This window comes from Streptomyces sp. SLBN-118 (genome assembly GCF_006715635.1).
GTDB lineage: Bacteria > Actinomycetota > Actinomycetes > Streptomycetales > Streptomycetaceae > Streptomyces.
On sequence record NZ_VFNP01000001.1, the window covers coordinates 1,723,154 to 1,748,146 of the forward strand.

General features: G+C 69.0%; 25 protein-coding genes. 13 read left to right on the forward strand and 12 right to left on the reverse strand.

What is annotated here, in order from left to right; genetic code table 11:
* Nucleotides 1-107: 107 nt before the first annotated feature.
* The 10 genes from FBY35_RS07790 (at nt 108) to FBY35_RS07835 (ending at nt 9,290) form a co-directional block, all read left to right on the forward strand.
* A complete protein-coding gene (locus FBY35_RS07790) occupies nt 108-1,805 on the forward strand; it encodes a nitrite/sulfite reductase (protein ID WP_142213070.1) in 1,698 nt (565 codons plus the stop codon).
* A complete protein-coding gene (locus FBY35_RS07795) occupies nt 1,802-1,981 on the forward strand; it encodes a hypothetical protein (protein ID WP_142213071.1) in 180 nt (59 codons plus the stop codon). Before FBY35_RS07790 ends, FBY35_RS07795 begins: the two co-directional genes overlap by 4 nt.
* Nucleotides 1,978-2,676, forward strand: a complete 699-nt coding sequence (locus tag FBY35_RS07800) for a phosphoadenylyl-sulfate reductase (RefSeq protein ID WP_142213072.1) — start codon at nt 1,978-1,980, stop codon at nt 2,674-2,676. The genes FBY35_RS07795 and FBY35_RS07800 overlap by 4 nt, the downstream gene beginning before the upstream one ends.
* On the forward strand, nt 2,658-3,230 hold the full coding sequence (gene cysC / locus FBY35_RS07805; RefSeq protein WP_186356878.1) for an adenylyl-sulfate kinase: 573 nt from the start codon (nt 2,658-2,660) through the stop codon (nt 3,228-3,230). Before FBY35_RS07800 ends, cysC begins: the two co-directional genes overlap by 19 nt.
* Nucleotides 3,227-4,162: a sulfate adenylyltransferase subunit CysD gene (cysD, locus tag FBY35_RS07810; RefSeq protein ID WP_142213074.1), complete on the forward strand. Its 936-nt coding sequence runs from the start codon at nt 3,227-3,229 to the stop codon at nt 4,160-4,162. Before cysC ends, cysD begins: the two co-directional genes overlap by 4 nt.
* A gap of 2 nt (nt 4,163-4,164) precedes the next feature.
* Nucleotides 4,165-5,505 (forward strand): sulfate adenylyltransferase subunit 1, encoded by a 1,341-nt coding sequence (locus FBY35_RS07815; protein ID WP_142213075.1) that lies wholly within the window; start codon nt 4,165-4,167, stop codon nt 5,503-5,505.
* Between the two features lie 218 nt (nt 5,506-5,723).
* Nucleotides 5,724-6,830, forward strand: coding sequence for an aliphatic sulfonate ABC transporter substrate-binding protein (locus FBY35_RS07820; protein ID WP_142213076.1), 1,107 nt, complete (start codon nt 5,724-5,726; stop codon nt 6,828-6,830).
* A 48-nt stretch (nt 6,831-6,878) separates the two neighbouring features.
* The gene (locus FBY35_RS07825) at nt 6,879-7,667 is read left to right on the forward strand and encodes an ABC transporter ATP-binding protein (protein WP_142213077.1); all 789 of its coding nucleotides are present in this window, start codon (nt 6,879-6,881) and stop codon (nt 7,665-7,667) included.
* Nucleotides 7,654-8,544: an ABC transporter permease gene (locus tag FBY35_RS07830; RefSeq protein ID WP_142213078.1), complete on the forward strand. Its 891-nt coding sequence runs from the start codon at nt 7,654-7,656 to the stop codon at nt 8,542-8,544. The genes FBY35_RS07825 and FBY35_RS07830 overlap by 14 nt, the downstream gene beginning before the upstream one ends.
* A gap of 8 nt (nt 8,545-8,552) precedes the next feature.
* The gene (locus FBY35_RS07835) at nt 8,553-9,290 is read left to right on the forward strand and encodes a sirohydrochlorin chelatase (protein ID WP_142213079.1); all 738 of its coding nucleotides are present in this window, start codon (nt 8,553-8,555) and stop codon (nt 9,288-9,290) included.
* A 65-nt stretch (nt 9,291-9,355) separates the two neighbouring features.
* Here FBY35_RS07835 and FBY35_RS07840 read toward each other — a convergent pair whose 3' ends face one another.
* The 7 genes from FBY35_RS07840 to FBY35_RS07870 all read right to left on the reverse strand — a co-directional run bounded on the left by FBY35_RS07840 (nt 9,356) and on the right by FBY35_RS07870 (nt 13,630).
* The gene (locus tag FBY35_RS07840; protein ID WP_142213080.1) at nt 9,356-9,592 is read right to left on the reverse strand and encodes a hypothetical protein; all 237 of its coding nucleotides are present in this window, start codon (nt 9,590-9,592) and stop codon (nt 9,356-9,358) included.
* Nucleotides 9,579-9,830, reverse strand: a complete 252-nt coding sequence (locus FBY35_RS07845) for a DUF6400 family protein (protein WP_142213081.1) — start codon at nt 9,828-9,830, stop codon at nt 9,579-9,581. The genes FBY35_RS07840 and FBY35_RS07845 overlap by 14 nt, the downstream gene beginning before the upstream one ends.
* Before the next feature lie 186 nt (nt 9,831-10,016).
* Nucleotides 10,017-10,589, reverse strand: a complete 573-nt coding sequence (locus FBY35_RS07850; protein WP_142213082.1) for a TIGR03086 family metal-binding protein — start codon at nt 10,587-10,589, stop codon at nt 10,017-10,019.
* Nucleotides 10,590-10,646: 57 nt separating this feature from the next.
* Entirely contained in the window at nt 10,647-11,276 is a 630-nt protein-coding gene (locus tag FBY35_RS07855) for a DsbA family protein (protein WP_142213083.1), read from the reverse strand.
* A 149-nt stretch (nt 11,277-11,425) separates the two neighbouring features.
* Nucleotides 11,426-11,812, reverse strand: coding sequence for a DUF4440 domain-containing protein (locus tag FBY35_RS07860; RefSeq protein ID WP_142213084.1), 387 nt, complete (start codon nt 11,810-11,812; stop codon nt 11,426-11,428).
* A complete protein-coding gene (locus FBY35_RS07865) occupies nt 11,805-12,353 on the reverse strand; it encodes a DUF1697 domain-containing protein (protein ID WP_142213085.1) in 549 nt (182 codons plus the stop codon). The genes FBY35_RS07860 and FBY35_RS07865 overlap by 8 nt, the downstream gene beginning before the upstream one ends.
* Before the next feature lie 77 nt (nt 12,354-12,430).
* The gene (locus FBY35_RS07870; protein ID WP_142213086.1) at nt 12,431-13,630 is read right to left on the reverse strand and encodes a S8 family peptidase; all 1,200 of its coding nucleotides are present in this window, start codon (nt 13,628-13,630) and stop codon (nt 12,431-12,433) included.
* A 371-nt stretch (nt 13,631-14,001) separates the two neighbouring features.
* Here FBY35_RS07870 and FBY35_RS07875 point away from each other — a divergent pair, with 371 nt between their 5' ends.
* Nucleotides 14,002-16,269, forward strand: coding sequence for an MMPL family transporter (locus FBY35_RS07875; protein WP_142213087.1), 2,268 nt, complete (start codon nt 14,002-14,004; stop codon nt 16,267-16,269).
* Nucleotides 16,270-16,380: 111 nt separating this feature from the next.
* On the opposite strand, the gene FBY35_RS07880 is transcribed toward FBY35_RS07875, so the two are convergent.
* Genes FBY35_RS07880 through FBY35_RS07890 form a run of 3 tightly spaced genes read right to left on the reverse strand, consistent with a single transcriptional unit; the run spans nt 16,381 to nt 19,462 of the window.
* The gene (locus tag FBY35_RS07880; protein ID WP_142213088.1) at nt 16,381-17,676 is read right to left on the reverse strand and encodes an ABC transporter substrate-binding protein; all 1,296 of its coding nucleotides are present in this window, start codon (nt 17,674-17,676) and stop codon (nt 16,381-16,383) included.
* On the reverse strand, nt 17,676-18,518 hold the full coding sequence (locus FBY35_RS07885; RefSeq protein WP_142213089.1) for a carbohydrate ABC transporter permease: 843 nt from the start codon (nt 18,516-18,518) through the stop codon (nt 17,676-17,678). The genes FBY35_RS07880 and FBY35_RS07885 overlap by 1 nt, the downstream gene beginning before the upstream one ends.
* Nucleotides 18,515-19,462: a carbohydrate ABC transporter permease gene (locus tag FBY35_RS07890; protein ID WP_142213090.1), complete on the reverse strand. Its 948-nt coding sequence runs from the start codon at nt 19,460-19,462 to the stop codon at nt 18,515-18,517. Before FBY35_RS07890 ends, FBY35_RS07885 begins: the two co-directional genes overlap by 4 nt.
* A 94-nt stretch (nt 19,463-19,556) precedes the next feature.
* On the opposite strand from FBY35_RS07890, the gene FBY35_RS07895 reads away from it, so the two are divergent.
* Entirely contained in the window at nt 19,557-20,408 is an 852-nt protein-coding gene (locus tag FBY35_RS07895; RefSeq protein ID WP_142214960.1) for a phosphotransferase enzyme family protein, read from the forward strand.
* Between the two features lie 61 nt (nt 20,409-20,469).
* Here FBY35_RS07895 and FBY35_RS07900 read toward each other — a convergent pair whose 3' ends face one another.
* Nucleotides 20,470-21,192: a 3'-5' exonuclease gene (locus FBY35_RS07900; RefSeq protein ID WP_142213091.1), complete on the reverse strand. Its 723-nt coding sequence runs from the start codon at nt 21,190-21,192 to the stop codon at nt 20,470-20,472.
* Between the two features lie 97 nt (nt 21,193-21,289).
* A complete protein-coding gene (locus tag FBY35_RS07905; protein WP_142213092.1) occupies nt 21,290-22,522 on the reverse strand; it encodes an SAV2148 family HEPN domain-containing protein in 1,233 nt (410 codons plus the stop codon).
* A gap of 297 nt (nt 22,523-22,819) precedes the next feature.
* On the opposite strand from FBY35_RS07905, the gene glgX reads away from it, so the two are divergent.
* Nucleotides 22,820-24,940: a glycogen debranching protein GlgX gene (glgX, locus tag FBY35_RS07910; protein WP_142213093.1), complete on the forward strand. Its 2,121-nt coding sequence runs from the start codon at nt 22,820-22,822 to the stop codon at nt 24,938-24,940.
* The last annotated feature ends 53 nt before the right edge of the window (nt 24,941-24,993 follow it).

The following is a 24,993-nucleotide window of genomic DNA, read 5'->3' on the forward strand; positions in this document are numbered from 1 at the left end:
GCACAGCCGAGCCTCCCGCATTCATCTCATCCCCCTGCGCACCGTCGCGCCTCGCGCGAGTGTGCAGCTCAGAGCCGCCCTCCTGCAGTCTCGAAGGACATATCGCCATGGCCGCCACCCCCGAACAGCCTGCTACCGCCACGCCCCGCCGCAAGGCCGGACGCCACCGCGGCGAGGGCCAGTGGGCTGTTGGACACATGACGCCGCTGAACGCCAATGAGCAGACCAAGAGGGACGACGACGGTCTCAATGTGCGGACACGCATTGAGACGATCTACGCCCACCGAGGCTTCGACTCGATCGACGGCGCCGACCTGCGCGGACGGATGCGCTGGTGGGGGCTCTACACCCAGCGCAAGCCCGGGATCGACGGCGGCAAGACCGCGATCCTGGAGCCGGAGGAGCTGGACGACAAGTACTTCATGCTGCGTGTGCGCATCGACGGCGGGCGGCTGACCACCGATCAGCTGCGCGTCATCGGCGAGCTCTCGCAGGAGTTCGCGCGCGGCACCGCCGACATCACCGACCGGCAGAACGTCCAGTACCACTGGATCCGGATCGAGGACGTCCCGGAGATCTGGCGCCGTCTCGAAGAGGTCGGCCTGTCGACCACCGAGGCCTGCGGTGACACACCCCGCGTCATTCTCGGCTCGCCCGTCGCCGGGATCGCCGAGGACGAGATCATCGACGGCACCCCCGCCGTCGACGAGATCCACCGCCGGATCGTGGGCAACCCCGCCTTCTCCAACCTGCCGCGCAAGTTCAAGTCGGCGATCTCCGGATCGCCGCTGCTGGACGTCGCGCACGAGATCAACGACATCGCCTTCGTCGGCGTGAACCATCCGCAGCACGGCCCCGGCTTCGACCTGTGGGTCGGCGGCGGTCTTTCCACCAACCCCAAGATCGGTGTCCGGCTGGGCGCCTGGGTCCCCCTCGACGAGGTGCCCGACGTCTACGAGGGCGTCATCTCGATCTTCCGCGACTACGGCTACCGCCGGCTGCGCACCCGCGCCCGGCTGAAGTTCCTGGTCGCCGACTGGGGCGCCGAGAAGTTCCGCCAGGTCCTTCAGGACGAGTACCTGAAGCGCGAGCTGGTGGACGGGCCCGCCCCCGAACAGCCCGTACAGCAGTGGCGCGACCACGTCGGCGTACACCGGCAGCAGGACGGACGTTTCTACGTCGGGTTCGCGCCGCGCGTCGGACGGGTGGACGGCGCCACGCTCACCAAGATCGCCGAACTGGCCGCCGCGCACGGCTCGGGCCGGCTGCGTACCACCGCCGAGCAGAAGATGATCGTGCTCGATGTCGAGGAGGCGCAGGTCGAGACGCTCGTGTCCGGCCTCGAGGCGCTGGACCTGCGGGTCAACCCCTCGCCGTTCCGGCGCGGCACGATGGCCTGCACCGGTATCGAGTTCTGCAAGCTGGCGATCGTCGAGACGAAGGCGCGCGGAGCCTCGCTGATCGACGAACTCGAGCGCCGCATCCCCGAGTTCGACCAGCCGATCACCATCAACCTCAACGGCTGCCCCAACGCCTGCGCCCGTATCCAGGTCGCGGACATCGGTCTCAAGGGCCAGCTGGTCCTGGACGACGAGGGCAACCAGGTCGAGGGCTTCCAGGTGCACCTGGGCGGCGCGCTCGGCCTGGAGGCGGGGTTCGGTCGCAAGGTCCGTGGCCTGAAGGTCACATCGGCCGAGCTGCCCGACTACGTCGAGCGGGTGCTCAGGCGCTTCCAGAAGGAGCGCGAGGACGGCGAGCGCTTCGCCACCTGGGCGGCGCGCGCCTCCGAGGAGGCACTGTCGTGAGCGAGCGTGCCGCGCCCTTCTACTGCCCCTACTGCGGTGACGAGGACCTGCGTCCCAGCGAGCAGGGCCACGGCGCCTGGGAATGCGGAGCCTGCAATCGAGCCTTCCAGCTGAAGTTCCTCGGGCTGCTGACCCGAGGACTTCAGCGCACCGACGACGGAGGGGACAGGATATGACGACCACTCAGGCCACAGACCTGAAGGAACTCGCCGAGCGGGCCGGGCGGGAACTCGAAGACGCCTCCGCCCTGGAGATCCTCAACTGGGCGGCGGACACCTTCGGGCCACGCTTCTGCGTCACCTCCTCCATGGAGGACGCGGTGGTCGCCCATCTCGCCTCCCGTGCCCTTCCCGGCGTCGACGTCGTCTTCCTCGACACCGGCTACCACTTTCCCGAGACCATCGGCACCCGCGACGCGGTCGAGGCCGTGATGGACGTCAACCTCATCACGCTCACACCCCGTCAGTCGGTGGCCGAGCAGGACGCCGAGTACGGCCCGAAGCTGCACGACCGCGACCCCGACCTGTGCTGCGCCCTGCGGAAGGTCAAGCCCCTCGAAGAGGGACTGACCGCGTACGAGGCATGGGCGACGGGCCTGCGCCGTGACGAGTCTCCGACCCGGGCGAACACCCCCGTCGTCGGCTGGGACGAGAAGCGGCAGAAGGTCAAGATCTCGCCGATCGCCCGCTGGACGCAGGACGACGTTGACGCCTACGTCGCCGAGCACGGCGTCCTCACCAACCCGCTGCTGATGGACGGCTACGCCTCGGTCGGCTGCGCACCCTGCACCCGCCGGGTGCTGGAGGGCGAGGACGCCCGGGCCGGCCGTTGGGCCGGGCGGGGCAAGACCGAATGCGGGCTGCACGGATGACGATTCTGGGAGACAAACACGTGACTGGGGCCACCGTCTGGCTCACCGGGCTGCCGAGCGCGGGCAAGACCACCATCGCCTACGAGCTGGCGGAGCGGCTGCGCGCCGAGGGACACCGGACCGAGGTGCTCGACGGCGACGAGATCCGCGAGTTCCTCTCCGCGGGCCTCGGCTTCAGCCGGGAGGACCGGCACACCAATGTCCAGCGGATCGGCTTCGTCGCCGAACTGCTGGCGTCCAACGGCGTCAAGGCGCTGGTACCGGTGATCGCTCCGTACGAGGACAGCCGGGAGGCCGTCCGCAAGCGCCACGCCACCGAAGGCACCCCGTACCTCGAGGTGCATGTCGCGACTCCGGTGGAGGTCTGCTCCGTACGCGATGTGAAGGGCCTCTACGCCAAAGCGGCCGCCGGCGAGATCAGCGGTCTGACCGGTGTCGACGACCCGTACGAGGAGCCGCAGAGCCCGGATCTGCGGATCGAGTCGCACCAGCAGACCGTGCAGGAGTCCGCGGCGGCGCTTCACGCGCTGCTCACCGAGAGGGGTCTGGCATGAGAGCCGTCGCTGCGCTGAACGAGGGCACGGACAGCCCGTACGCACTGTCGCACCTGGATGCGCTGGAGTCCGAGGCGGTGCACATCTTCCGCGAGGTGGCGGGCGAGTTCGAGCGGCCGGTGATTCTCTTCTCCGGCGGCAAGGACTCCATCGTCATGCTGCATCTGGCGCTGAAGGCCTTCGCCCCGGCCGCGATCCCCTTCTCGCTGCTGCACGTGGACACCGGACACAACTTCCCCGAGGTGCTGGAGTACCGCGACCGCGCGGTGGCGCAGCACAGTCTCCGGCTGCACGTGGCGTCCGTACAGGAGTACATCGACGCCGGGAAGCTGCGCGAGCGTCCCGACGGGACGCGCAACCCGCTGCAGACGGTGCCGCTGACCGAGGCGATTCAGCAGCACCGTTTCGACGCGGTGTTCGGGGGCGGCCGCCGTGACGAGGAGAAGGCGCGCGCCAAGGAGCGGGTGTTCTCGCTGCGCGACGAGTTCTCGCAGTGGGACCCGCGCCGCCAGCGGCCCGAGCTGTGGCAGCTCTACAACGGCCGCCACGCGCCCGGCGAGCACGTCCGGGTGTTCCCCCTGAGCAACTGGACCGAGCTGGACGTCTGGCAGTACATCGAGCGCGAGAAGATCGAGCTGCCCGAGATCTACTTCGCGCACGAGCGTGAGGTCTTCGCCCGTAACGGCATGTGGCTGACCGCCGGCGAGTGGGGCGGCCCCAAGGAGTCGGAGAGCGTCGAGACGCGGCTGATCCGCTACCGCACCGTCGGCGACATGTCCTGCACCGGCGCCGTCGACTCCGACGCCACCACGCTCGACGCCGTGATCGCCGAGATCGCCGCATCCCGGCTCACCGAGCGGGGCGCCACCCGCGCCGACGACAAGATGTCCGAGGCCGCGATGGAAGACCGCAAGCGCGAAGGGTACTTCTAGCCATGAGCACCACGACCGATCAGCTCGCCGGGATCTCGGCCACCACCCTGCTGCGTTTCGCCACCGCCGGGTCCGTCGACGACGGCAAGTCCACCCTCGTCGGGCGGCTGCTGCACGACTCCAAGTCGGTGCTGACCGACCAGCTGGAGGCCGTCGAGCACGCCTCCCGCTCACGCGGCCAGGAGACACCGGACCTGGCGCTGCTCACGGACGGTCTGCGGGCCGAGCGTGAGCAGGGCATCACCATCGATGTCGCCTACCGCTACTTCGCCACCGCGCGCAGGCGGTTCATCCTCGCCGACACTCCGGGGCATGTGCAGTACACCCGGAACATGGTCACCGGCGCGTCCACGGCCGAGCTGGCAGTGGTGCTGGTCGACGCCCGCAACGGCGTTGTCGAGCAGACCCGCCGCCATGCCGCAGTCGCCGCCCTGCTGCGCGTCCCGCATGTCGTCCTCGCCGTCAACAAGATGGACCTCGTCGACTACGCCGAGCCCGTCTTCGCCGCGATCGCCGAGGAGTTCACCGCGTACGCCGCGTCCCTGGGCGTTCCCGAGATCACGGCGATTCCGATCTCGGCACTGGCGGGCGACAACGTCGTGGAGCCCAGCGCCAACATGGACTGGTACGGCGGACCGACCGTCCTGGAGCACCTGGAGACGGTCCCGGTCAGCCACGATCTGACCGGCTGCCACGCCCGGCTTCCCGTGCAGTACGTGATCCGTCCGCAGACCGCCGAGCACCCCGACTACCGGGGCTACGCGGGACAGATCGCGGCCGGTACGTTCCGCGTCGGCGAGCAGGTCACCGTGCTGCCCGCAGGCCGTACGTCGAAGATCGCCGGGATCGATCTGCTCGGCGAATCGGTGGACATCGCCTGGACCCCGCAGTCCGTCACCCTCCTGCTGGAGGACGACATCGACATCTCGCGAGGCGACCTGATCGTGCCGAGCGGCGATACGCCCGCGACCACCCAGGACGTCGAGGCGACGGTCTGCCATGTCGCCGACCAGCCGCTGACCGTCGGCCAGCGGGTGCTGCTCAAGCACACCACCCGCACGGTCAAGGCGATCGTCAAGGAGATCCCCTCCCGGCTGACCCTCGACGACCTGTCCCAGCACCCGAACCCGGGGCAGCTGGTCGCCAACGACATCGGCCTCGTCAAGGTCCGTACGGCCGAGCCGCTCGCGCTCGACTCGTACGCCGACTCCCGCCGAACCGGGTCCTTCCTGCTGATCGACCCCGCCGACGGGACCACGCTGGCGGCCGGCATGGCGGGCGACTCCTTCGCCACCGACGCCGCGACCGTGCACGTGGCCGACGACGAGGGCTGGGACTTCTGATGACAGCCGACTTCTTCGGCACGTTCGCGAAGGAGGGCGGCCGCGTCGGCAGCGGCACCCTCGGCGCGGGCACGGGCGGGGTGGCGCGATGTGCGCGATGACGTACGCGCACTGCCTGCGCGCCCGCACCCCCCACAGCCTGCACCGACGAAGACCGCCGACACCCCGGCCGCGTCCCACGTGACGTAAGAACCGGGCCTCCGAGAGGAAAACCTCCCGTGCCTGCCAGCCGAACCACCGTGCGCCGCAGCCTCGCCGCTGCCGCCGCCCTTCCCGTGCTCGCTGTGGCGCTCACCGCCTGCGGCTACGGTTCGGAGGCGAAGGACGACAAGGTCGCTCCCGCCGCCAAGGGCGAGAAGCTCTCCGTCGACACCGTCAAGGTCGGCTACTTCCAGAACCTGACGCACGCCACGGCGCTGGTCGGCGACCAGGAGGGTCTGATCCAGAAGGAGCTGGGCGGCACCAAGTTCGCCTCGACCACCTTCAACGCAGGACCCTCCGAGATCGAGGCGCTGAACGCGGGCTCCATCGACATCGGCTTCATCGGCCCCTCGCCGTCCATCAACGGCTACATCAAGTCCAAGGGCAAGAACCTGCGCATCATCGGCGGTTCGGCCTCCGGCGGCGTGAAGCTGGTCGTCAACCCGGACAAGATCAAGACCCTGGACGACCTCACGGGCAAGAAGATCGCCACGCCCCAGCTCGGCAACACCCAGGACGTCGCGTTCCTGAACTGGATCGCCGAGAAGGGCTGGAAGGTCGACGCCCAGAGCGGCAAGGGTGATGTCTCCGTCGTCCGTACGGAGAACAAGGTGGCGCCCGACGCCTACAAGTCCGGTTCCATCGACGGCGCCTGGGTGCCGGAGCCGACGGCGTCCAAACTGGTCAGCGAGGGCGCGAAGGTGCTGCTCGACGAGTCGTCGCTGTGGCCCGAGAAGAAGTTCGTGATCACGAACGTCATCGTGTCGCAGAAGTTCCTCAAGGATCACCCAGACGTCGTCGAGGCCGTGCTGCGCGGTTCGGTGAAGACCAACGCGTGGATCAACGCCAACCCGGACAAGGCGAAGGCGTCCGCGAACGCCAAGCTCGAGGAGCTCACCGGCAAGGCGCTGGCGCCCGAGGTGATCGACCCGGCGTGGAAGTCGATCCGGTTCACCGACGACCCGCTGGCCACCACGCTCCGGACCGAGGCCGACCACGCGGTGAAGGCGGGCCTGCTGGAGAAGCCCGACCTGACCGGCATCTACGACCTGACGCTGCTCAACAAGGTCCTCAGGGCCGAGGGCAAGCCCGAGGTCGAAGACGCCTCGCTCGGCGTCAAGTAAGCCCGCAGACAATCCCGCATCCGACCGAGTTCCCAGGAGGTGACGACCATGGCCACAGCGATCGCCAAGGCCGAAGACCGCGTGACGGTCGAGCACGCCGCCCGTCTCGAGCATGTCTCGAAGTCCTTCGCCGGACCGTCCGGGCAGCAACTCGTCCTGGACGACATCACCCTCGATGTCGCCCCGGGCGAGTTCGTCACCCTCCTGGGAGCCTCCGGGTGCGGAAAGTCGACGCTGCTCAATCTGGTGGCAGGGCTTGACCGTCCGACCGCGGGGTCCATCGCGACTCCCGGCGGGCGGCCCGCCCTGATGTTCCAGGAGCACGCCCTGTTCCCGTGGCTGACCGCGGGCAAGAACATCGAACTGGCGCTGCGGCTGCGCGGTGTTCCCAAGACCGAGCGGCGCGTGGAGGCGGAGCGGCTGCTTGAGCTCGTGCGGCTGAAGGGCGCGTACGGCAAGCGGGTGCACGAGCTCTCCGGCGGTATGCGGCAGCGCGTGGCCATGGCCCGGGCCCTCGCCCAGGACAGTCAGCTGCTGCTGATGGACGAGCCGTTCGCGGCACTGGACGCCATCACCCGGGATGTCCTGCACGACGAACTGACCCGGATCTGGCGCGAGACGAACGTCTCGGTCCTCTTCGTCACGCACAACGTCCGTGAGGCGGTGCGGCTGGCCGAGCGCGTGGTGCTGCTGTCCTCGCGTCCGGGCCGGATCGCCCGCGAATGGACCGTGGACATCGAGCAGCCGCGCCGTATCGAGGACGCCGCCGTGGCGGAGCTGTCCGTCGAGATCACCGAACAACTGCGTGGGGAGATCCGCCGTCATGGCCAGCACTGAGACCAAGGCCGCCGGCAGGGCCGACGATCTGGCCGGACTGGAAGCCGGGCTCGACGCGCTCGACGCGGTGCAGGTCCGCCGTACGCCCGCGCGCGAAGTGCTCCTCAAGAAGGTCCTGCCGCCGCTGACCGCCGTCGCCCTGGTCCTCGTCGTCTGGCAGGCCCTGGTCACGGCGAAGGTCACCGAGGAGGGAAGCCTGCCCGCACCGTCCGCGGTATGGGACAGCGTGTCCGACATGTGGCTCCAGGGCACATTGCTCGACGTCGTCTGGACCAGCGTCTCGCGCGGCCTGCTCGGCTTCCTGCTGGCGCTCGCCATCGGAACACCTCTGGGACTGCTGGTCGCGAGGGTGAAGTTCGTCCGGGCCGCGATCGGCCCGATCCTGTCGGGCCTGCAGTCCCTGCCGTCCGTCGCCTGGGTGCCGCCGGCCGTGATCTGGCTCGGTCTCAACAACTCGATGATGTACGCGGTGATCCTGCTGGGCGCCGTGCCCTCCATCGCCAACGGCCTGGTGTCGGGCGTCGACCAGGTACCGCCGCTCTATCTGCGCGCCGGCCGCACCCTGGGGGCGACCGGGCTCAAGGGCACCTGGCACATCGTGATGCCGGCGGCACTGCCCGGCTATCTCGCGGGCCTGAAGCAGGGCTGGGCCTTCTCCTGGCGCTCGCTGATGGCGGCGGAGATCATCGCCTCGTCGCCGGATCTCGGCCTGGGGCTCGGGCAGTTGCTCGAGAACGGCCGCAACAACTCCGACATGCCGGGCGTCTTCCTCGCCATCCTGCTCATCCTGATCGTCGGTATCGCCATCGACCTGCTGATCTTCAGCCCGCTGGAGCGGTGGGTGCTGCGCAGCCGCGGTCTCCTCGTCAAGAACTGAGCCATCACATGCCCAGCCCCGTCCTTCTTGTCGTCGCACACGGCAGCCGCGACCCGCGGCACGCCGCAACCGTGCATGCCCTGGTGGAGCGGGTCAGGTCGCTGCGGCCGGGGCTGCGTGTCGAGACGGGTTTCCTGGACTTCAACGCGCCGTCGGTGCCGAGGGTGCTGGAGCGCCTTGCGGCCGAGGGCGTACGGGACGTGGTGGCACTGCCGCTGCTGCTGACGCGTGCCTTCCATGCGAAGGCCGACATCCCCGCCGTACTGCGCACGGCCCCACCGGTGCTGCGCATCCACCAGGCCGACGTCCTCGGCCCGTCCCCCCTGCTGCTGTCCGCGCTCGAACGGCGACTGCACGAGGCCGGGCTCGACGCGCCCCACAAGCGCTCGACGGGCCTGGTACTGGCCTCGGCGGGCTCCACGGACCCGGAGGCGATCGCAGTGATCGCAAATGTAGCGCGGGAGCTGCGGCACACCGGTTGGTGCGCCGTGCGGCCTGCGTTCGCCTCCGCATCTCTTCCCCGCACCGAGGACGTGGTGCGGGCGCTGCGCGAGGAGGGCTGGGCGCGCGTGGCGGTGGCGCCGTACGTCATCGCCCCGGGCCGCCTCCCGGACCGCATCACCGCGGGCGCGCGGGAGGCGGACGTACTGGCCGATGTTCTTGGTCCTGCCCCGGAGCTGGCCCGGTTGCTGCTGGAACGCTACGAGGAGGCACGGGTCGGCCGCCCGGTCGCGGCCACTGCCTGACGCCAGATCAGCGGCCCGGGGTCACATACCGACCGCTTGCCGCCGAACGCCGTGTGCCCCACGCCCTACGCCGGGCACGCCCCGCGCGATCCGGCGCCGAAACCGGTCTCATGAGCCCACAGGTGCGCGCAGTTGGAGCACTGCAGATGCAGCAGGCTGCCCACGTTGGACAGCAGATAGCGCCAGTGGTCGCCGCAGGTGCGCCCCGCCAGACAGACGGCGCAGTCCTTGTGGTCGGCGCAACTCGGGCACTGCACCCAGGCCCGGCGCCCGGCGTCGGCGGTCGGATCAAGCGGCAGCATGGCCCCCGCCCTCCCGTCCGGTCAGGACGCCGGCCGCGACGAGCCGGTCGTAGGTCTCCTGCTGCCCGGAGTCAAGGTTCGAGTACAGCAGGCGGTACGCCTCCTGCTCGCCCTCCAGTACGGCCACCGGGTCCCAGTCGTCTCCGACGGCCTCGATCACCGCCGCGCGCCGCCTGACCTCGTCGCGGGTCAGATCGATCTCGAACTCGTGGTGATCCGGGGTCTGGTCGTGGATCATGCGGTGCTTCTCCCGCCGGGTCGATGGCCGGTCCCTGCGTGTCTATCAAGGGCATTCGACCCGAGGAAGCGTCAGTTCAAAGCGGTCGTCACCGCATGAAACGGACCGTCGACCCACTGAAGTCATCACGCGCCCAAACCGGGCAAAAGCGAGCAGGTGACCCGTTCCATGTGAGGGACCCCACACTCAGGCCCACGGGTCGCGCCCGCTCGCCGCAAGGGCCCGCTCGAAGGCCGTGGCGCTCTCAGGGGTGGCGACCGGGTCGGCGAAACCGTCGTACTGGCGGTAGACCTCGGCATGCTCGTCGACGACCGCGGATACGAACGCACCCGTGTCGTCGGGGACCCTGAACTCCTGACCCGTGGAACGGGCCAGGTCCCAGCCGTGCACCGCAAGCTCTTTGACGATGAGCGAGGCGATCTCGGGGGCCGGCAGAGCGGTGAAGCCCAGGTCCACCTCACCCTCCCAGGCCGCCGGCTCCGACCAGGCCCGCAGCGCGCGGTCAAGCTGAGTCGCGTACCGCTCCGCCCAGTCGGCGTCGGCGGTGAAGTCGCGGGCGGCCAGTTCCTCGGGGAGCCGCTTGCGCAGTGCTCGGTACTCCAGGCCGTGCGAGGAGTAGAGGACGAGATGGTTGACGAGTTCCCGCACCGTCCACGCGTCGCAGACCGACTTGGTGGCGAGCTGCTCGGCGCTCACGCCGCGGGCGACGCGGGCGGCTTCGGCGGCACAGATGCTGAGGTGCGCATGGATGCTGTTCATGCCCGCGAAGCTATGCGCCCGGCCTGCGGCCGGTCTTGAAGGAACGCGACAGCGCCGTCAGCCGAAGTCCAGGCTTCCTGTGCGGGTGCGCTTCAGTTCGAAGAAGTCCGGGTGGCCGGCGATCACGCGGAAGCTGTCGAAGAGCCGGGCAGCCTCCTCGCCGCGCGGGATGGAGTTGAGGACGGGCCCGAACCAGACCGTGCCGTCGACATGGAGGGTGGGCGTGCCGACATAGGCCTCGACGGCCGGGTCCTTGCCGGCGTCATGGCTGTGGCGCACGGCGTCGTCGTATGTCTGGTCGTGCGCGGCGTCGGCGAGTGCCGCGGGCAGGCCTAGCTCCGCCAGCGACTCGGCGACGACCTTGTCGAAGTCCTTGTTGTCCTGCTCGTGGATACGGGTGCCGTAAGCGGTGTAGAGAGGGCGCAGTATCGCGTCGCCGTGCTGCTCGGCCGCCGCTACCGCGACGCGTACCGGGCCGATCGACTTGTCGACCAACTCGCGGTACCAATCAGGCAGTTCATTTCCCTTGTTGTGGAGATACAGACTCATCGGCCGGAAGCTCAGCTCGATGTCGCGTTCCTTCTCGACCTCCAGGATCCACCGGGAGGTGATCCAGGCGAAGGGGCAGGCCGGGTCGAACCAGAAGTCGACGACGGTCCTGGTCTGCTGGGTGCTCGTGGCGTTCATGGTTTCAGCGTAGGCCGGAAATGGCCCCGGCCTCCGGGCCACTCAGCGCCTCGTTCGCTGGGCCATTTCGTTGACCGGAGCCGTCACTCGGCCACCGTCATCGAGCCCCGCGTGCCCCGCCTCGGCCAGTCTCCCGCCGATGCTGCCGCCTACCGCCCGTGTCCCCGCTCGTCGCCGCTGAACCCCGTGCCCTGGTGGAAGTAGAGCAGCCAGCCCTCGTCGGTCAGCCGCCACAGCGAGCTGCGGTGGGCGCGACGCGCCCCCGTCTCGGTGTCAAAGGTCAGATGCACGACGTCGGGCGCGAGCTGAATGCCGTGTATCCGCGAGGTGGTGATCGGCCGTGGCACGGACGCGTCCCGCGATGCAAGCGCGGCGATGGTCGCGTTCCGGTCCCGGATACGGCCCGAGGTGCCGAACTTCCGGTAGTCCGGGTGAAGCAGCTCGGCCATCCGCACCGGGGAGAGATACACGGCCGGGTCGAGCAGACGGAACTCCGCCTCCATGGCAGCATTCACCGCCTGGGTGAGGTCAGTCACGGGTCAGCTCCACCAGCTTGACGACGGTGTTCCAGTTACGGGTGGTGGCAACAATGTCCTTGAACAGGCTGGGCCTTCCGAGCGCTTCGGCCAGTTTGGAGCGGCCGAGACCGTTCGGCGCGTACAGATACAGCACCCGGTCGCCGAGCCGGAACTCCTCCGGCAGATACGCCTCCGCGTGGATCGACGCGAGCCGCTCGGGTCCCACCGGCTCCGAGAAATAAGTGACGTGCAGTTGTCTGGCCTCCAGCCGATCCGCCGGAAAGGGGCAGTCGTCGGCCACGGCCCGCAGATACGGGCCGCTGCGCACCACGCAGTCGACGGCGAAGCCGAAGCGCCTGTGGATGGCTCGCTCCAGCGCCGTCGTGAGTGCCTTCTCGTCGTCCGAGGCGCTATTGAAGACGGCGTTGCCGCTCTGCAGATACGTGGCGACGTCTCCGTGGCCCAGTTCCGTGAGCAGTTCACGGAGTTCGGGCATCGGGACCTTTCTGTGTCCGCCCACATTGATCCCGCGCAGGAGTGCCGCATACCTCGTGGTCATGGGCACACCATAAGGCGGCCGCCGCGCCCCGTGGGGGAGGGCACGGCGACCGCCGGCTCAGCGTCGCGGTCCGTCGGTTACTCGACGACCTTCAGCAGCTTGTTGGGCGTGCCCGCGCTGGGGTTGGTGATCTTGTCGGCCGTGGCACCGTCGGTCAGCGCCTTCGCCACCTGCTCCGGGGTCGCGTCCTGGTGGGCGCCGAGGTAGACCGCTGCGGCGCCGACGACGTGGGGGGTCGCCATGGAGGTGCCGGAGATGGTCTTGGTGCCCTCGTCGCTGTCGTTCCACGCCGAGGTGATGTCCGAGCCGGGGGCGTAGATGTCCACGATCTCGCCGAAGTTGGAGAAGGCCGACTGCGCGTCCTCCTTGGTGGACGAGGCGACCGTGATGGCCTCCTTCACGCGCGCCGGGGAGCCCTGGCTCGCGTCGGCGGACTCGTTGCCCGCCGCGACCGCGAAGGTGACGCCGGAGGCGATCGCCTTGCGGACGGCCTCGTCGAGCGCCTCGTCGGCGCCGCCGCCGAGGCTCATGTTGGCGACGGACGGGCCCTTGTGGTTCTTGGTGACCCAGTCGATGCCCGCGACGACCTGCTCGGTGGTGCCGGAGCCGTTGTTGTCCAGCACCCGCACCGCGACGATCTTCGCCTTCTTGGCTACGCCGTGGGCCGTACCGGCGATGGTGCCCGCGACATGGGTGCCGTGGCCATTGCCGTCGTCGGCGGAGTCGTCGTTGTCGACGGCGTCGAAGCCGTGCGCGGCGCGGCCACCGAAGTCCTTGTGGGAGATGCGGACTCCGGTGTCGATGACGTACGCCGTCACGCCTTCACCGGCGCTGTCCGGGTAGGTGTACTTCTTGTCGCCGGCGGTGTCGGCCTGGTCGATGCGGTCCAGGCCCCAGGACGGCGGGTTGTCCTGGGTCGCGTTGATCGAGAACTTCTTGTTCTGGACGACCTTGGCGACGGCCGGGTCGGCGGCGAGGCGCTTGGCCTCGGTCTCCGAAAGGCCGCTGGCGGAGAAGCCGTTGATGGCGGAGCTGAAGTTGCGCTGCAGCTTGCCGCCGTACTCCTTGGCCAGGTCCTGCTTGTCGGCCTTCTGGTCCAGCATCACGATGTAGCTGCCGGCGACGGCGCCTTCGGCGTTCGCACCGTAGACGGTGCCCTCGGCGGGAGTCGCGGCTCCCGCGAAGGACGTGCCGAATACGGTCACTCCGGCTGCGGCAGCCACGGCAGTTATGGCCGCGGTGAGCTTGATCCTGCTCGCACGCTTATGAGTTGCCATGAAGAGGGGACTCCTCGTCATTCAGTTTTTGTGGGGGGATCGGCCCGCGGACGAAAAAATTCCGGGGGCCGACTCGAAACCCTGACCGATTGACGCGCCCAGATCAAGACCTTCATGCAGCTGTGACTTAGTCAACAAAGTTTCGTAATAAGGAATCGGCCAGTGCCGTACAAGTCGGACTTTGCCCCCAACTCTTTTACATGTAGGGGGCGTCCATCCTCCTTGTCGGGGACTCGACCACTCCGAAAGGAGGAGAGAACCACCGTGCGGGGTCACCGGCAAGCAGGAGGAGAAGGCTTGATTCCGCCCTTAGGTTCGAAGCGGAGACGACGGCGCCGCGCCGACGTCACGCGTGAGGGGGCAGGGCTGTCATGGGGAACGCAGGAGGGGGTCCGCGCGGAGTCGCCGCGCGGGCCGGCGGCTGGAGTGCTCAGCACCGCTGGGCCGCCGTGGGGATCTGGGTGCTTTTCGTCCTGCTCGCCATGGCGGCCGGTTCGGCTGCGGGCAACGTCAAACTCAAGGACGACGAACAGCTGAAGGGTGAGACCACGCAGGCCGCGAAGATCACAGCGAAGGCCGGCGTCGAGGAACCGGCCGGCGAGACCGTGCTCGTCCAGGCCCGCAACGGCTCGGTGAAAGCCACCGACCCGGGATTCCGCAAGGCCGTCGACGACGTGGTCACGGCAGTCGGCGACACGGGTGCCGTCACCGCGGTGACGTCGCCGTACGACACCAAGAGCATCTCGAAGGACGGACGCAGCGCGCTCGTCCAGTTCGATGTGCGCGGAGACGCCGATACGGCTGGTGACCGGATCGAGCCGGTACTCAAGGCCGTTGCCACGGTCCAGGACAAGCACAAGGAGCTGCGGATCGAGGAGATCGGCGGCGCCAGTATGCGAAAGACCTTCGACGACGCGTTCGGCGACGACTTCAAGCAGGCGGAGCTCTCCGCGGTACCGGTCGCGCTCGGCATTCTGCTGATCGCCTTCGGCGCCCTGGTGGCCGCACTGCTGCCGGTGGGCCTTGCCATCACCGCGATCATGGCGACGACGGGGCTGATGGGCGTCGTCAGCCACTTCCAGCCGATGAGCGACAGCGCGAGCTCAGTGATGCTGCTGGTGGGTCTGGCGGTCGGCGTCGACTACTGCCTGTTCTATCTGCGGCGCGAGCGCGAGGAGCGGGCCGCGGGACACGACGCGCACACAGCGATGCAGATCGCCGCGGCGACCAGTGGCCGGGCCGTCATCGTCTCCGGTGTGACGGTGTGTGTGGCGATGGCGGGCATGCTCTTCACCGGCATCGGCACGTTCGAGTCGATGGGCCTGGCCTCGCTGATCGTGGTGGCCGTGGCGATGGTGGGCTCGGTGACGGTGCTGCCGGCGCTGCTTTCGCTGCTCGGCGAGCGGGTGGAGAAGGGGCGCATCCCCTTCCTGAACCGCAAGAAGCGCGGCGGGAACGGCACCAACAGCGGCAGCCGCGTGTGGACCCGGGTCCTCGGCACCGTACTGAAGCGTCCCGTGGTGTCGTTGGTGGTGGCCGCTGGAGCGCTGGTCGCCATCGCACTGCCCGCTCTCGGCATGAAGACGCAGAACCTCACGCTCGACCAGGAGTTCGGCGACTCCGTGCCGATCGTGGCGACCTACGGACGGGTCAACGAGGCGTTCCCGGGCGGTGCGGACCCGGCGGTGGTCGTCGTCAAGGCGGACGACATCAACGCGGGGCCGGTGAAGCAGGGGATCGACGACTTCCGTAAGCAGGCGGTGAGTTCGGGCGCGTCCCGGGGGCCCGTCGAAGTGGTGCGCCACGACGCGCAGGGCATCGCGTTTGTATACGTTCCGCTGGTGGGCGGCTCCGACCAGGGCAAGGCGGAGAAGAGCCTGGACATCCTGCGCAAGGAGGTTCGTCCGGCGACACTCGGCAGGATCGACGGGCTCCAGGCGCCGATCACCGGTCAGGTCGCGGGCTCGAAGGACTTCAACGACCAGCTCACCGGGGCCGTGACACCTGTCTTCGCCTTTGTGGTGGTGTTCGCCTTCATCCTGATGCTGCTGTCGTTCCGGTCGCTGACGATCGCGATCACCTCCATCGTGCTCAACCTGCTGTCGGTCGGCGCGGCGTACGGAATTCTCACCGCGGTCTTCCAGCACGGCTGGGGAGCGTCGCTGGTCGGCGCGGAGGGCGTGGGCGCCATCGTCACATGGCTGCCGCTGTTCCTCTTCGTAATCCTGTTCGGACTCTCGATGGACTACCACGTGTTCGTGGTGTCCCGGATCCGCGAGGCGAAGCTGGCGGGGCGCGGGACGCGGGACGCGATCACGCACGGCGTGGTGACGACGGCGGGCGTGGTCACGAGCGCGGCGGTCATCATGGTGGCGGTGTTCGCGATCTTCGGCACGCTGTCGATGCAGTCCATGAAGCAGATGGGTGTCGGCCTCGCCGCAGCGGTGCTGATCGACGCGACGATCATCCGCGGGGTGCTGCTTCCGGCGATCATGGCGCTGCTCGGCGAGAGCAACTGGTACTTCCCGAAGTGGCTGCGGTGGCTTCCGGACCTGACCCACGACGAGTCCGCGGTGGCTCCCGCCCAGGTCATGGGGACGCACCACGACGACGACCGCCCGGACCCGGTGCGGGTCTGAGGGTTCCTCCCCGGGGGTCCGCCCGGACCCCACTCCTCAAACGCCGGAGGGGCTGAATTTCAGCCCGTCCGGCGTTTGAGGACTTGCGGCCGAAGGTCGTATCCGGGGCTTTCAGCGCTGGTAGCGGGCCAGCACCAGATTGCCGTCCCTGACGAGGCGTTTCTTCAGCTCGCCGGTGTCGATCGCGCCGCTGTAGTACTCCTGCAGCGCCGGCGTCGCCACCTTGTCCTTCCACTCCGGATAGCCGCGCACCGACTGCGCGGGCGCGGAGCGCAGATCACGCGCGAGCGCCGCGCCCGTCGCCCAGCCGTCCTTCTCGGTGTGCAGCGCCGGGTCGGCGAGCGCCCGGGTGCCGGTCGGCAGCATCCAGTCGCCCTTCGCCAGACGCACCGTGTTCTCCGGCCGCAGCATGAAGTCGATGAACTGCGCCGCCTCCTTCTTGTACGGACTGTCCTCGGCGACCGAGAGCGTCTGGGGGCTCACCCCCTGGGCCGGACCCTCGGGACCTGCGGGCGCGGGCAGCACCGTCCACTCGAAGCCCTCGGGTGCCTGCTGCACGATCTGCTGCCGGTAGGAGAATCCCAGCGGGACCATGGCGTACTTGCCGCCGAAGAATCCGGGCAGGGTGTCCGAGCCGCCTGAGCCCAAGGTGGTACGGGAGGCGCTCTTGTCGGTGTTGACCTGGGCGTGGATGGTACCGGGCACCACCGCGTCGCCGTCCGTGAATTCGACGGTGACCCGGCCGTCGTCCCCACGGTGGAACAGCTGCCCGCCGGCCGAAACGCCCAGGTTCAGGGTGGCTGACACCGGTTCCTTGAGCGGCCAGGCGATCCCGTACTTCCCCTTCCCCATCCGGGCCGTCAGCGTCCTGGTCACCTCCCGGAACTCCTCCCAGCTCCAGGGCCGCCGATCCGTCGGGAGACGGACCCCGGACGCGTCGAGGACCTTCTTGTTGGCGATCAGGACGCGTGGCTCCTGGAGGAAGGGGACACCGTAGATCCCCTTGCCGAAGGTCGTCGTCTCCCAACTCCGCTGCGGGATGTCGGACATGAGGCGCTGGGGCAGCAGCTCGCTCAGGTCGGCGAGATACCCGCCGTACGCGAAGTCGGCGAGGTCGTCGGACGCGTCATGGATGATGTCCGGCGCCTCACCGCCCTCGAAGGAGGTCAGCAGCTGGTCATGGACGCTGTCCCAGCTGCCCTGGACGTACTGGACCTGGATGCCGGGATGGCTCGCGTTCCACTCCTTCACCAGCTCCTTGTTGGCGTCGACGGACTCCTTCTGCCAGGCCAGCGACTGGAAGCGCAGCGTGACCTTTCCATCCGTGCTCCCGGTTCCGCCGCCCGAGCATCCGCTCAGCACAAGGGTGAGCGCGGAGGCCACCGCCGTCAGCATCCGTACACGCATCAGGACTTCACCGCCCCTGCCAGCATCCCGCCCGTGATCCGCTTCTGGATGATCGCGAAGATGGCGAGCGAGGGGATCGTCGCCAGGAACGCGGCCGCGGCGAGCGGCCCGAGGTCGGCGACGCCCTCCGCGCCGAGGAAGTGGGTGAGGACGACCGGCAGGGTCTGTTTCTCGGGCGTCTTGAGCATGACGAGGGCGAAGAAGAACTCGTTCCATGCGGTGATGAACGCGAACAGCGCGGTCGCGACGATGCCGGGCGCGAGCAGCGGTGCGGTGACCGAGAGGAGCGTGCGTGCCCGGCCCGCGCCGTCGACGGCCGCGGCCTCCTCCAGCTCGCGCGGCACGGCCCGTACGTAGCCGACCAGCATCCAGAGCGCGAACGGCAGCGACCACACCACGTACACCATGATCAGACCGAACAGGCTGTTGATCAGATGCAGGTTCTTGAGGATCAGGAACAGCGGAATGATCACCAGGACGAACGGGAACGCCTGGCTGACCACGACCCAGCCGGTGGCGGCGGCTGAGAGCTTGGAGCGGTTGCGGGCCATCACATACGCCATGGGGGTCGCGATCACGACGGCGACGACCGCGGCGGCGAGGGCCGCGACAAGGCTGTTGCCCGCGGCCCGCAGGAGGGGCTGTTCGTCGAAGGCCTGGCGGAAGTTGTCGAGCGTGGGGTCCTCGGGGATCCACGTGGGGTGCAGGGAGCCGAGTTCCCGCGCCGGTTTGAAGGCGGTGGAGATCAGCCAGAGGAAGGGGAACGCGAGGAAGACGAGGTAGCACAGCAGCGCGAGGTACTGGCCGGTGCGGCCCGATCTGCTCGTGCGGAGTGCCGTCACCGCTCATCGCCTCCCTTGAGCCGTCCTGCGAGGTGGAGGGCGAGCATCACCGAGATCACCGCGACCATGACGCAGCCCATGGCGGCGGCGTAGCCGAACTGGCCGTAGCGGAAAGCCTCTTCATAAGCGAAGAGCATGGGGAGGCGGGTTCGCCCACCGGGTCCGCCGTTGGTGAGCACATAGACCAGGGCGAACGAGTTGAAGTTCCAGATGAAGTTGAGCGCGGTGACGGCCAGGGCGACGGGCCTGAGGGCGGGCCAGGTGACCGTACGGAACCGGCGCCAGGCGCCCGCGCCGTCGAGGGCGGCGGCCTCGTGCAGTTCGTACGGGGTGTTCTGCAGGCCCGCGAGGAGCGCGACGGTCGTCTGTGGCATGCCCGCCCAGATCCCGACGACGATCACTGCGGGCAGGGCGGTGGCCAGACCGCTGAGCCAGTCCCGCCCGTCGCCGAGGCCGAGGTCACGGATGGTCTCGTTGAGGATGCCCGCGTCGGGGTTGTAGACGAGACGCCACATGATGCCGACGACGACTTCGGGCATGGCCCAGGGGATGATCGCGAGCGCGCGGGCGAGCCAGCGTAATCGGAGATTCTGGTTGAGCAGGAGGGCGAGACCGAGCGCGAGCGCGAACTGGGGAACGGTGACGCCGACCGCCCAGAGCAGGCCGATCCGGAACGAGTCCCAGAAGAGGGTGTCGTGGACCAGGTCCTGGAAGTTGAGGGTGCCGATCCACTCCGTTGGTTCGGTGCGGCCCGCCTGGGAGTCGGTGAAGGCGAGAGAGATGCCATAGAGCAGCGGGCCGACACTCAGGACGAGGATCGGGATCAGGGCGGGCAGTACGAGAAACCAGGCCCCGTGGTCGAGTTGTTTTCCCGGCCGCGGCTGTCCGGGTGATCGCCTTCCGGACTGCCTCTCGGACCGCGGCGCAGCGTTCGCCAATGTCACGGATTCGACACCCCCAGCCTCGACGGCCCCGTCATCGTGCTGACGGTCCGTCGGTTCGTCAACCCAACCTGCCGGGATGCGAAACTATGTCGCCATGGACGAGACACGGGCACGCGCCGTACTGGTGGCCGCGGGACTGCCCGCCGACGCGACGCTGCTGGCGCTCGGCGAGAACGCGGTCTTCGGGGCGGGCGAGGTGGTCGTCAAGATCGGCCGGCACGCGGAGTTGATGGCCCGCGCGGAACGTGAACTGGCCGTCGGCGCCTGGCTGGAGGAGTCCGGCGTTCCCGCCGTCCGCCCGGCTGAACCGAAGGCGCGCCTGGTGGAAGGCCATCCGGTGACGGTCTGGCACCGCCTGCCGGAGGCTGTGCGGGCGGCGGAGCCGGCGGATCTGGCAGAGCTGCTGCGGCTGATTCACGCCCTGCCGTCGCCCGACTTCTCACTTCCGCGGCGGGATGTGCTGGGCGGCGTCGAGCGGTGGCTTCGGCTGGCGGGGGACGCGATCCACCCGGCGGACGCGGCGTATCTGCGCGAACGCCGCGACGGTTTCGCGGAGGCCGCCTCCATGCTGACCCCCCATCTGCAGGCCGGTCCGATCCACGGCGACGCGCTCCCCCGCAATGTCCACGTGGGCCCGGACGGGCCGGTCGTGGTGGACCTCGAGACCTTCTCGGACGACCTGCGCGAACACGATCTGGTGGTCATGGCGCTGGCGCGCGACCGGTACGGGCTGACGCCGGAGGCGTACGAGTCGTTCACGGGCGCGTACGGGTGGGATGTGCGCGAATGGGAGGGGTGCGCGGTGCTGCGGGGCGCGCGGGAAACGGCGAGCTGCGCGTGGGTGGCGCAGCACGCTCCGACGAACCCCAGGGCGCGGGAGGAGTTCGCGAGGCGGGTGGCGTCACTGCGGGATGGAGCGGAAGGCATCCGCTGGTACGTGTTTTGACCTTGTCCCGCCCCGCACCATCCCGTGAGCAAGGGGCCTCGCCGCCCGGACGCTGAACTGCTCAGCCCCTCACCCGCGCCGGCTCCCGCAGGGGCCACGTGCCGTCCACCACCGCGTCCGGCTCGCCTTTCCCCCGCAGGAAGCGCTGGAAGTCCGTCGCCCACTGTGCGTACCACTCGATCTGACGCTCATGCAGCTCCGCAGGCGTCAGCGCGGCCACCTCTGCGTGGCGTTCGGCTATCGCGCAGGCCACGCGGACCGCGGCCACCGCGTCCGAGGTCGCGTCGTGGGCCGACTCCAGCACCACGCCGTACTCCTTGCAGACCGCCTCCAGTGTCCGCTTGCCCTTGCGGTAGCGGTCGACCGCCCGGTCGATGGTGTACGGGTCGATCACGGGGCCGATCGGGCGGCCGTCCAGCCTGGCGCTCAGTGACGGCAGGCCGTGGCGCCGCAACTCGGCCGTCAGCAGTGTCAGATCGAATGCCGCGTTGTACGCGACGACCGGCACCCCCTGTGCCCAGTACCCGGCCAGCGTCTGGGCGATCTCCTCCGCCACGTCCCGCGCCGGGCGGCCCTGTGCCGTCGCGTGCTCGCTGGTGATGCCGTGGATCGCCGACGCCTGTGCCGGGATGCGGATCCCCGGGTCCGCAAGCCAGCCCCGCTGCCTCACCGGCTCCCCCGCCCGGACCTCGACGACCGCCGCCGTCACGATCCGCGCCTCATGCGGCTCAGTCCCTGTCGTCTCCAGGTCGAAGCCGACCAGCGGTTCCCCGTGCCAAGCCATCGTGGCCCCCTCCTCAGTGGTGCGGTGGTGCTTCCCCGTGGGCATCCCGTCGGGCATCCCCCATCGGGTGTTCACCCTCCCACGCGGCACTGACAACTCAGGAAACCGGCCGCGAGTCCGCCCATACGGACTCGAACTCCTCGCGATATGTCTGGAACAGACCGTTCTCGCTGTCCTGGCCGGCCCGGACGACCGCCCTCCCCCCGCCCCGCAGCACCAGGACCGGTGCCTCCATGCCCCGCGCCTTGCGCAGATATGACTGAACGACCGCCAGGCCGTCCGGCCCGTCGCCGTCGACGAGGTAGGCCGTGAAGCGGGGGGTCTCGTCGAAGACCTGGATCTCGAAGGCGCCCGGGTCGCGCAGCCGGGCGCGCACCCGGCGCATATGGAGGATGTTCATCTCGACCGTACGGCTCAACTCACCCTTTTTGAGGCCGAGTTCGCGCTCTCGCCGTTTGACCGCACTGCTTGCCGGGTTCAGGAACAGCAGCCTCACCCGGCAACCCGACTCGGCCAGCCGGACGAGCCGGCGGCCGGAGAAGTTCTGGACGAGGAGGTTCAGGCCTATGCCGATCGCGTCGAGGCGGCGCGCCCCGCCGAAGAGGTTCTCGGCCGGGATCTGGCGCTGCAGCCGCACCCGGTCCGGGTGAACGGAGACCACGTCCGCGTAGCGGTCGCCGACGAGGTCCTCGACCGCGTCGACGGGGAGCCGGTCGGCGGAGGGGACGCCCGCGCCGCTGCCCAGTATCTCCAGGAGGCGGGAGGCAGCGCGCTCCGCCTGGGCGAGGACCGCCTCGTTCAGTGCCCGGTTGCGGGAGACGACGTTGCGCGCCACCTCCAGCTCGTCGAGGGCCAGCTCCACATCGCGCCGGTCGTCGAAGTACGGCTCGAAGCACGGCCAGTGCTGGACCATCAGTTCCCGCAGCTGAGGGAGCGTGAGAAAGGACAAAACATTGTCGTCCGCGGGGTCCAGCAGATAGCCCTTGCGTCGCGAGACCTCCCGGACCGCGACAGCGCGCTGGACCCACTCCTGCCCGGCGGGGCCCGCCGCGGCCACCACCCATTCGTCGCCGTGCACCGGCTCGTAGATCGGCCGCAGTACCGCTGCGACGACCGCGCGCAGCCGCTGTTCCACCAGGTTCAGCCAGATGTAGGCGCGGCCGGCGCGCTGGGCGCGCGTCCGGACCTCGCTCCAGGCGTCCGCTCCCCAGTCCAGCTCCGCCCCGATCTCCACAGGTCTGGCGAGGGAGACCGCTCCTGGCGGGACGTCGGCCTGTTCCCCCTCGTGACCTGCGTCACCGGGGGGAAGCTCAAGCCCTCCCGAGCTCACCCACGCACCGCCTTCTCTGGCCCTTCAACGATCAAGGAAGACTACTCCGCCAGCAGTACACGGTGCAGCCGGATCGGCACTGTACTTTCCCAACTCCCCTGTCAAGTCGGGCCGTTCTGTCAGGCGAGATCTGCCGGAGTGAGCGGTTTCATAGTGATTGCTTCCGGGGGCGAAACAAGGAACCCGATGTTGACCGCGTCGTCCACCGCTGCGGGGGCCCATTCCGGGCAATACTTTCGGTGAGGATCTGGGCCAAGTGCCCCCCAGCACCCGGATCAGAAGTGGAAGAGTCTATCTATGCAGGTCTGGCCGGGACAGGCGTACCCCCTCGGCGCCACGTACGACGGCGCCGGCACCAACTTCGCGGTGTACTCCGAAGCCGCACGACGCATCGAGCTGTGCCTGCTGCACGACGACGGCTCGGAGACCGCGGTGGAACTGCGCGAGACCGACGCTTTCGTACGGCACGCCTATCTGCCGGGCGTGATGCCGGGTCAGCGGTACGGGTTCCGTGTGCACGGCCCGTACGCGCCGGAGCGCGGGCAGCGGTGCAATTCCGCGAAACTGCTCCTCGACCCGTACGCGCGTGCGATCAGCGGCGCCATCGACTGGGGCGAGGCGGTGTACGGCTACCACTTCGGCAGGCCGGACTCGCGCAACGACCTGGACTCGGCGCCGCACACGATGACCTCGGTGGTGGTCAACCCCTACTTCGACTGGGGCGACGACCGGCCACCGCGTATCGACTACCACCGCACGGTGATCTACGAGGCCCATGTGAAGGGCCTGACGATGCTGCACCCGGAGCTGCCGCCGGAGCTGCGCGGCACCTACGCCGGACTGGCGCATCCCGCGGTCATCTCGCATCTGACGGAACTGGGCGTCACAACGCTCGAGTTGATGCCGGTGCACCAGTTCGTCAACGACCACCGGCTGGTGGACGCGAACCTGAGCAACTACTGGGGCTACAACACCATCGGGTTCTTCGCCCCGCACAACGCCTACGCCTCCTGGGGCGACCGCGGCGAGCAGGTGCTGGAGTTCAAGCAAGCCGTCCGGGCACTGCACCAGGCGGGCATCGAGGTCATCCTCGACGTGGTCTACAACCACACCGCGGAGGGCAACCATCTGGGCCCCACGCTCTCCTTCCGGGGCATCGACAACGCCTCCTACTACCGGCTGTCCGAGGACCGGCGCTACCACACGGACACGACGGGCACCGGGAACTCCCTGCTGATGCGCAGCCCCCATGTGCTGCAGCTGATCATGGACTCGCTGCGGTACTGGGTGACCGAGATGCATGTCGACGGCTTCCGCTTCGACCTCGCGGCCACCCTGGCGCGGCAGTTCCACGAGGTCGACCGGCTGTCGTCGTTCTTCGACCTGGTGCAGCAGGACCCGGTGGTCAGCCAGGTGAAACTGATCGCCGAGCCGTGGGACGTCGGCGAGGGCGGCTACCAGGTGGGGAACTTCCCGCCGCTGTGGACCGAGTGGAACGGCAAGTACCGCGACACCGTCCGGGACCTGTGGCGGGGCGAGCCACGGACGCTCGCGGAGTTCGCCTCGCGGCTGACCGGCTCGTCCGATCTCTACCAGGACGACGGCAGGCGGCCTCTGGCCTCCATCAATTTCACGACCTGCCACGACGGTTTTACGCTGCACGACCTCGTCTCGTACAACGAGAAGCACAACGAGGCCAACGGCGAGGGCAACCGCGACGGCGAGAGCCACAACCGGTCCTGGAACTGCGGGACGGAGGGAGAGAGCGACGATCCCGAGGTGCTTGAGCTGCGCGAGCGGCAGATGCGCAACTTCATCGCGACGCTGATGCTGTCGCAGGGTGTGCCGATGCTCAGCCACGGTGACGAGTTCGCCCGTACGCAGGGCGGAAACAACAACGCGTACTGCCAGGACAACGAGGTGTCCTGGGTGCGGTGGCCGGAGCCGGGCGAGGACAAGGAGGACACGCTGCTCGCCTTCACCCGGGCCATGGTGTGGCTGCGGCGCGACCATCCCGTCTTCCGGCGGCGGCGCTTCTTCCACGGACGCCCGGTGGAGGGGACGCACGACGAGCTGTCCGACATCGCGTGGTTCACCCCGGAGGGCCAGGAGATGGTCCAGCGGGACTGGCAGGCGGCGCACGCGAAGGCGCTGTCGGTGTTCCTGAACGGCCACGCGATCTCGGAGCCGGGCCCGCGCGGCGAGCGCATCGGCGACGACTCCTTCCTCCTGATGTTCAACGCGAGCGCCGAGGACCTGGATTTCGCGGTTCCGGTGAACCACGGACGCCAGTGGCAGGTCGTCGTAAACACGGCCCGCAAGGAGGGTGTCCCGCCGGGCCAGGGCCCGAAGGTGGCGGCGGGCGAGCGGGTTCGGCTGGTGGGGCGCAGCCTCGTGGTGCTGCGGCGCCCGGCGTGAAACAGGGCGCTTCCCGGCGAACGTAGCCCGAACGGCGGACACGGACACAGGGG

Excerpts from the sequence above, each read along its gene's own strand:
- FBY35_RS07840 (WP_142213080.1), bottom strand. The coding sequence starts at position 9,592 with ATGCTGCCGCTTGATCCGACCGCCGACGCCGGGCGCCGGGCCTGGGTG.
- glgX (WP_142213093.1), top strand. The coding sequence starts at position 22,820 with ATGCAGGTCTGGCCGGGACAGGCGTACCCCCTCGGCGCCACGTACGAC.
- FBY35_RS07880 (WP_142213088.1), bottom strand. The coding sequence starts at position 17,676 with ATGCGTGTACGGATGCTGACGGCGGTGGCCTCCGCGCTCACCCTTGTG.
- cysD (WP_142213074.1), top strand. The coding sequence starts at position 3,227 with ATGAGAGCCGTCGCTGCGCTGAACGAGGGCACGGACAGCCCGTACGCA.
- FBY35_RS07900 (WP_142213091.1), bottom strand. The coding sequence starts at position 21,192 with ATGGCTTGGCACGGGGAACCGCTGGTCGGCTTCGACCTGGAGACGACA.
- FBY35_RS07830 (WP_142213078.1), top strand. The coding sequence starts at position 7,654 with ATGGCCAGCACTGAGACCAAGGCCGCCGGCAGGGCCGACGATCTGGCC.
- FBY35_RS07850 (WP_142213082.1), bottom strand. The coding sequence starts at position 10,589 with ATGAACAGCATCCATGCGCACCTCAGCATCTGTGCCGCCGAAGCCGCC.
- FBY35_RS07870 (WP_142213086.1), bottom strand. The coding sequence starts at position 13,630 with ATGGCAACTCATAAGCGTGCGAGCAGGATCAAGCTCACCGCGGCCATA.
- FBY35_RS07815 (WP_142213075.1), top strand. The coding sequence starts at position 4,165 with ATGAGCACCACGACCGATCAGCTCGCCGGGATCTCGGCCACCACCCTG.
- cysC (WP_186356878.1), top strand. The coding sequence starts at position 2,658 with ATGCGGGCTGCACGGATGACGATTCTGGGAGACAAACACGTGACTGGG.
- FBY35_RS07800 (WP_142213072.1), top strand. The coding sequence starts at position 1,978 with ATGACGACCACTCAGGCCACAGACCTGAAGGAACTCGCCGAGCGGGCC.
- FBY35_RS07790 (WP_142213070.1), top strand. The coding sequence starts at position 108 with ATGGCCGCCACCCCCGAACAGCCTGCTACCGCCACGCCCCGCCGCAAG.
- FBY35_RS07845 (WP_142213081.1), bottom strand. The coding sequence starts at position 9,830 with ATGATCCACGACCAGACCCCGGATCACCACGAGTTCGAGATCGATCTG.
- FBY35_RS07875 (WP_142213087.1), top strand. The coding sequence starts at position 14,002 with ATGGGGAACGCAGGAGGGGGTCCGCGCGGAGTCGCCGCGCGGGCCGGC.
- FBY35_RS07895 (WP_142214960.1), top strand. The coding sequence starts at position 19,557 with ATGGACGAGACACGGGCACGCGCCGTACTGGTGGCCGCGGGACTGCCC.
- FBY35_RS07865 (WP_142213085.1), bottom strand. The coding sequence starts at position 12,353 with ATGACCACGAGGTATGCGGCACTCCTGCGCGGGATCAATGTGGGCGGA.
- FBY35_RS07855 (WP_142213083.1), bottom strand. The coding sequence starts at position 11,276 with ATGAACGCCACGAGCACCCAGCAGACCAGGACCGTCGTCGACTTCTGG.
- FBY35_RS07825 (WP_142213077.1), top strand. The coding sequence starts at position 6,879 with ATGGCCACAGCGATCGCCAAGGCCGAAGACCGCGTGACGGTCGAGCAC.
- FBY35_RS07835 (WP_142213079.1), top strand. The coding sequence starts at position 8,553 with ATGCCCAGCCCCGTCCTTCTTGTCGTCGCACACGGCAGCCGCGACCCG.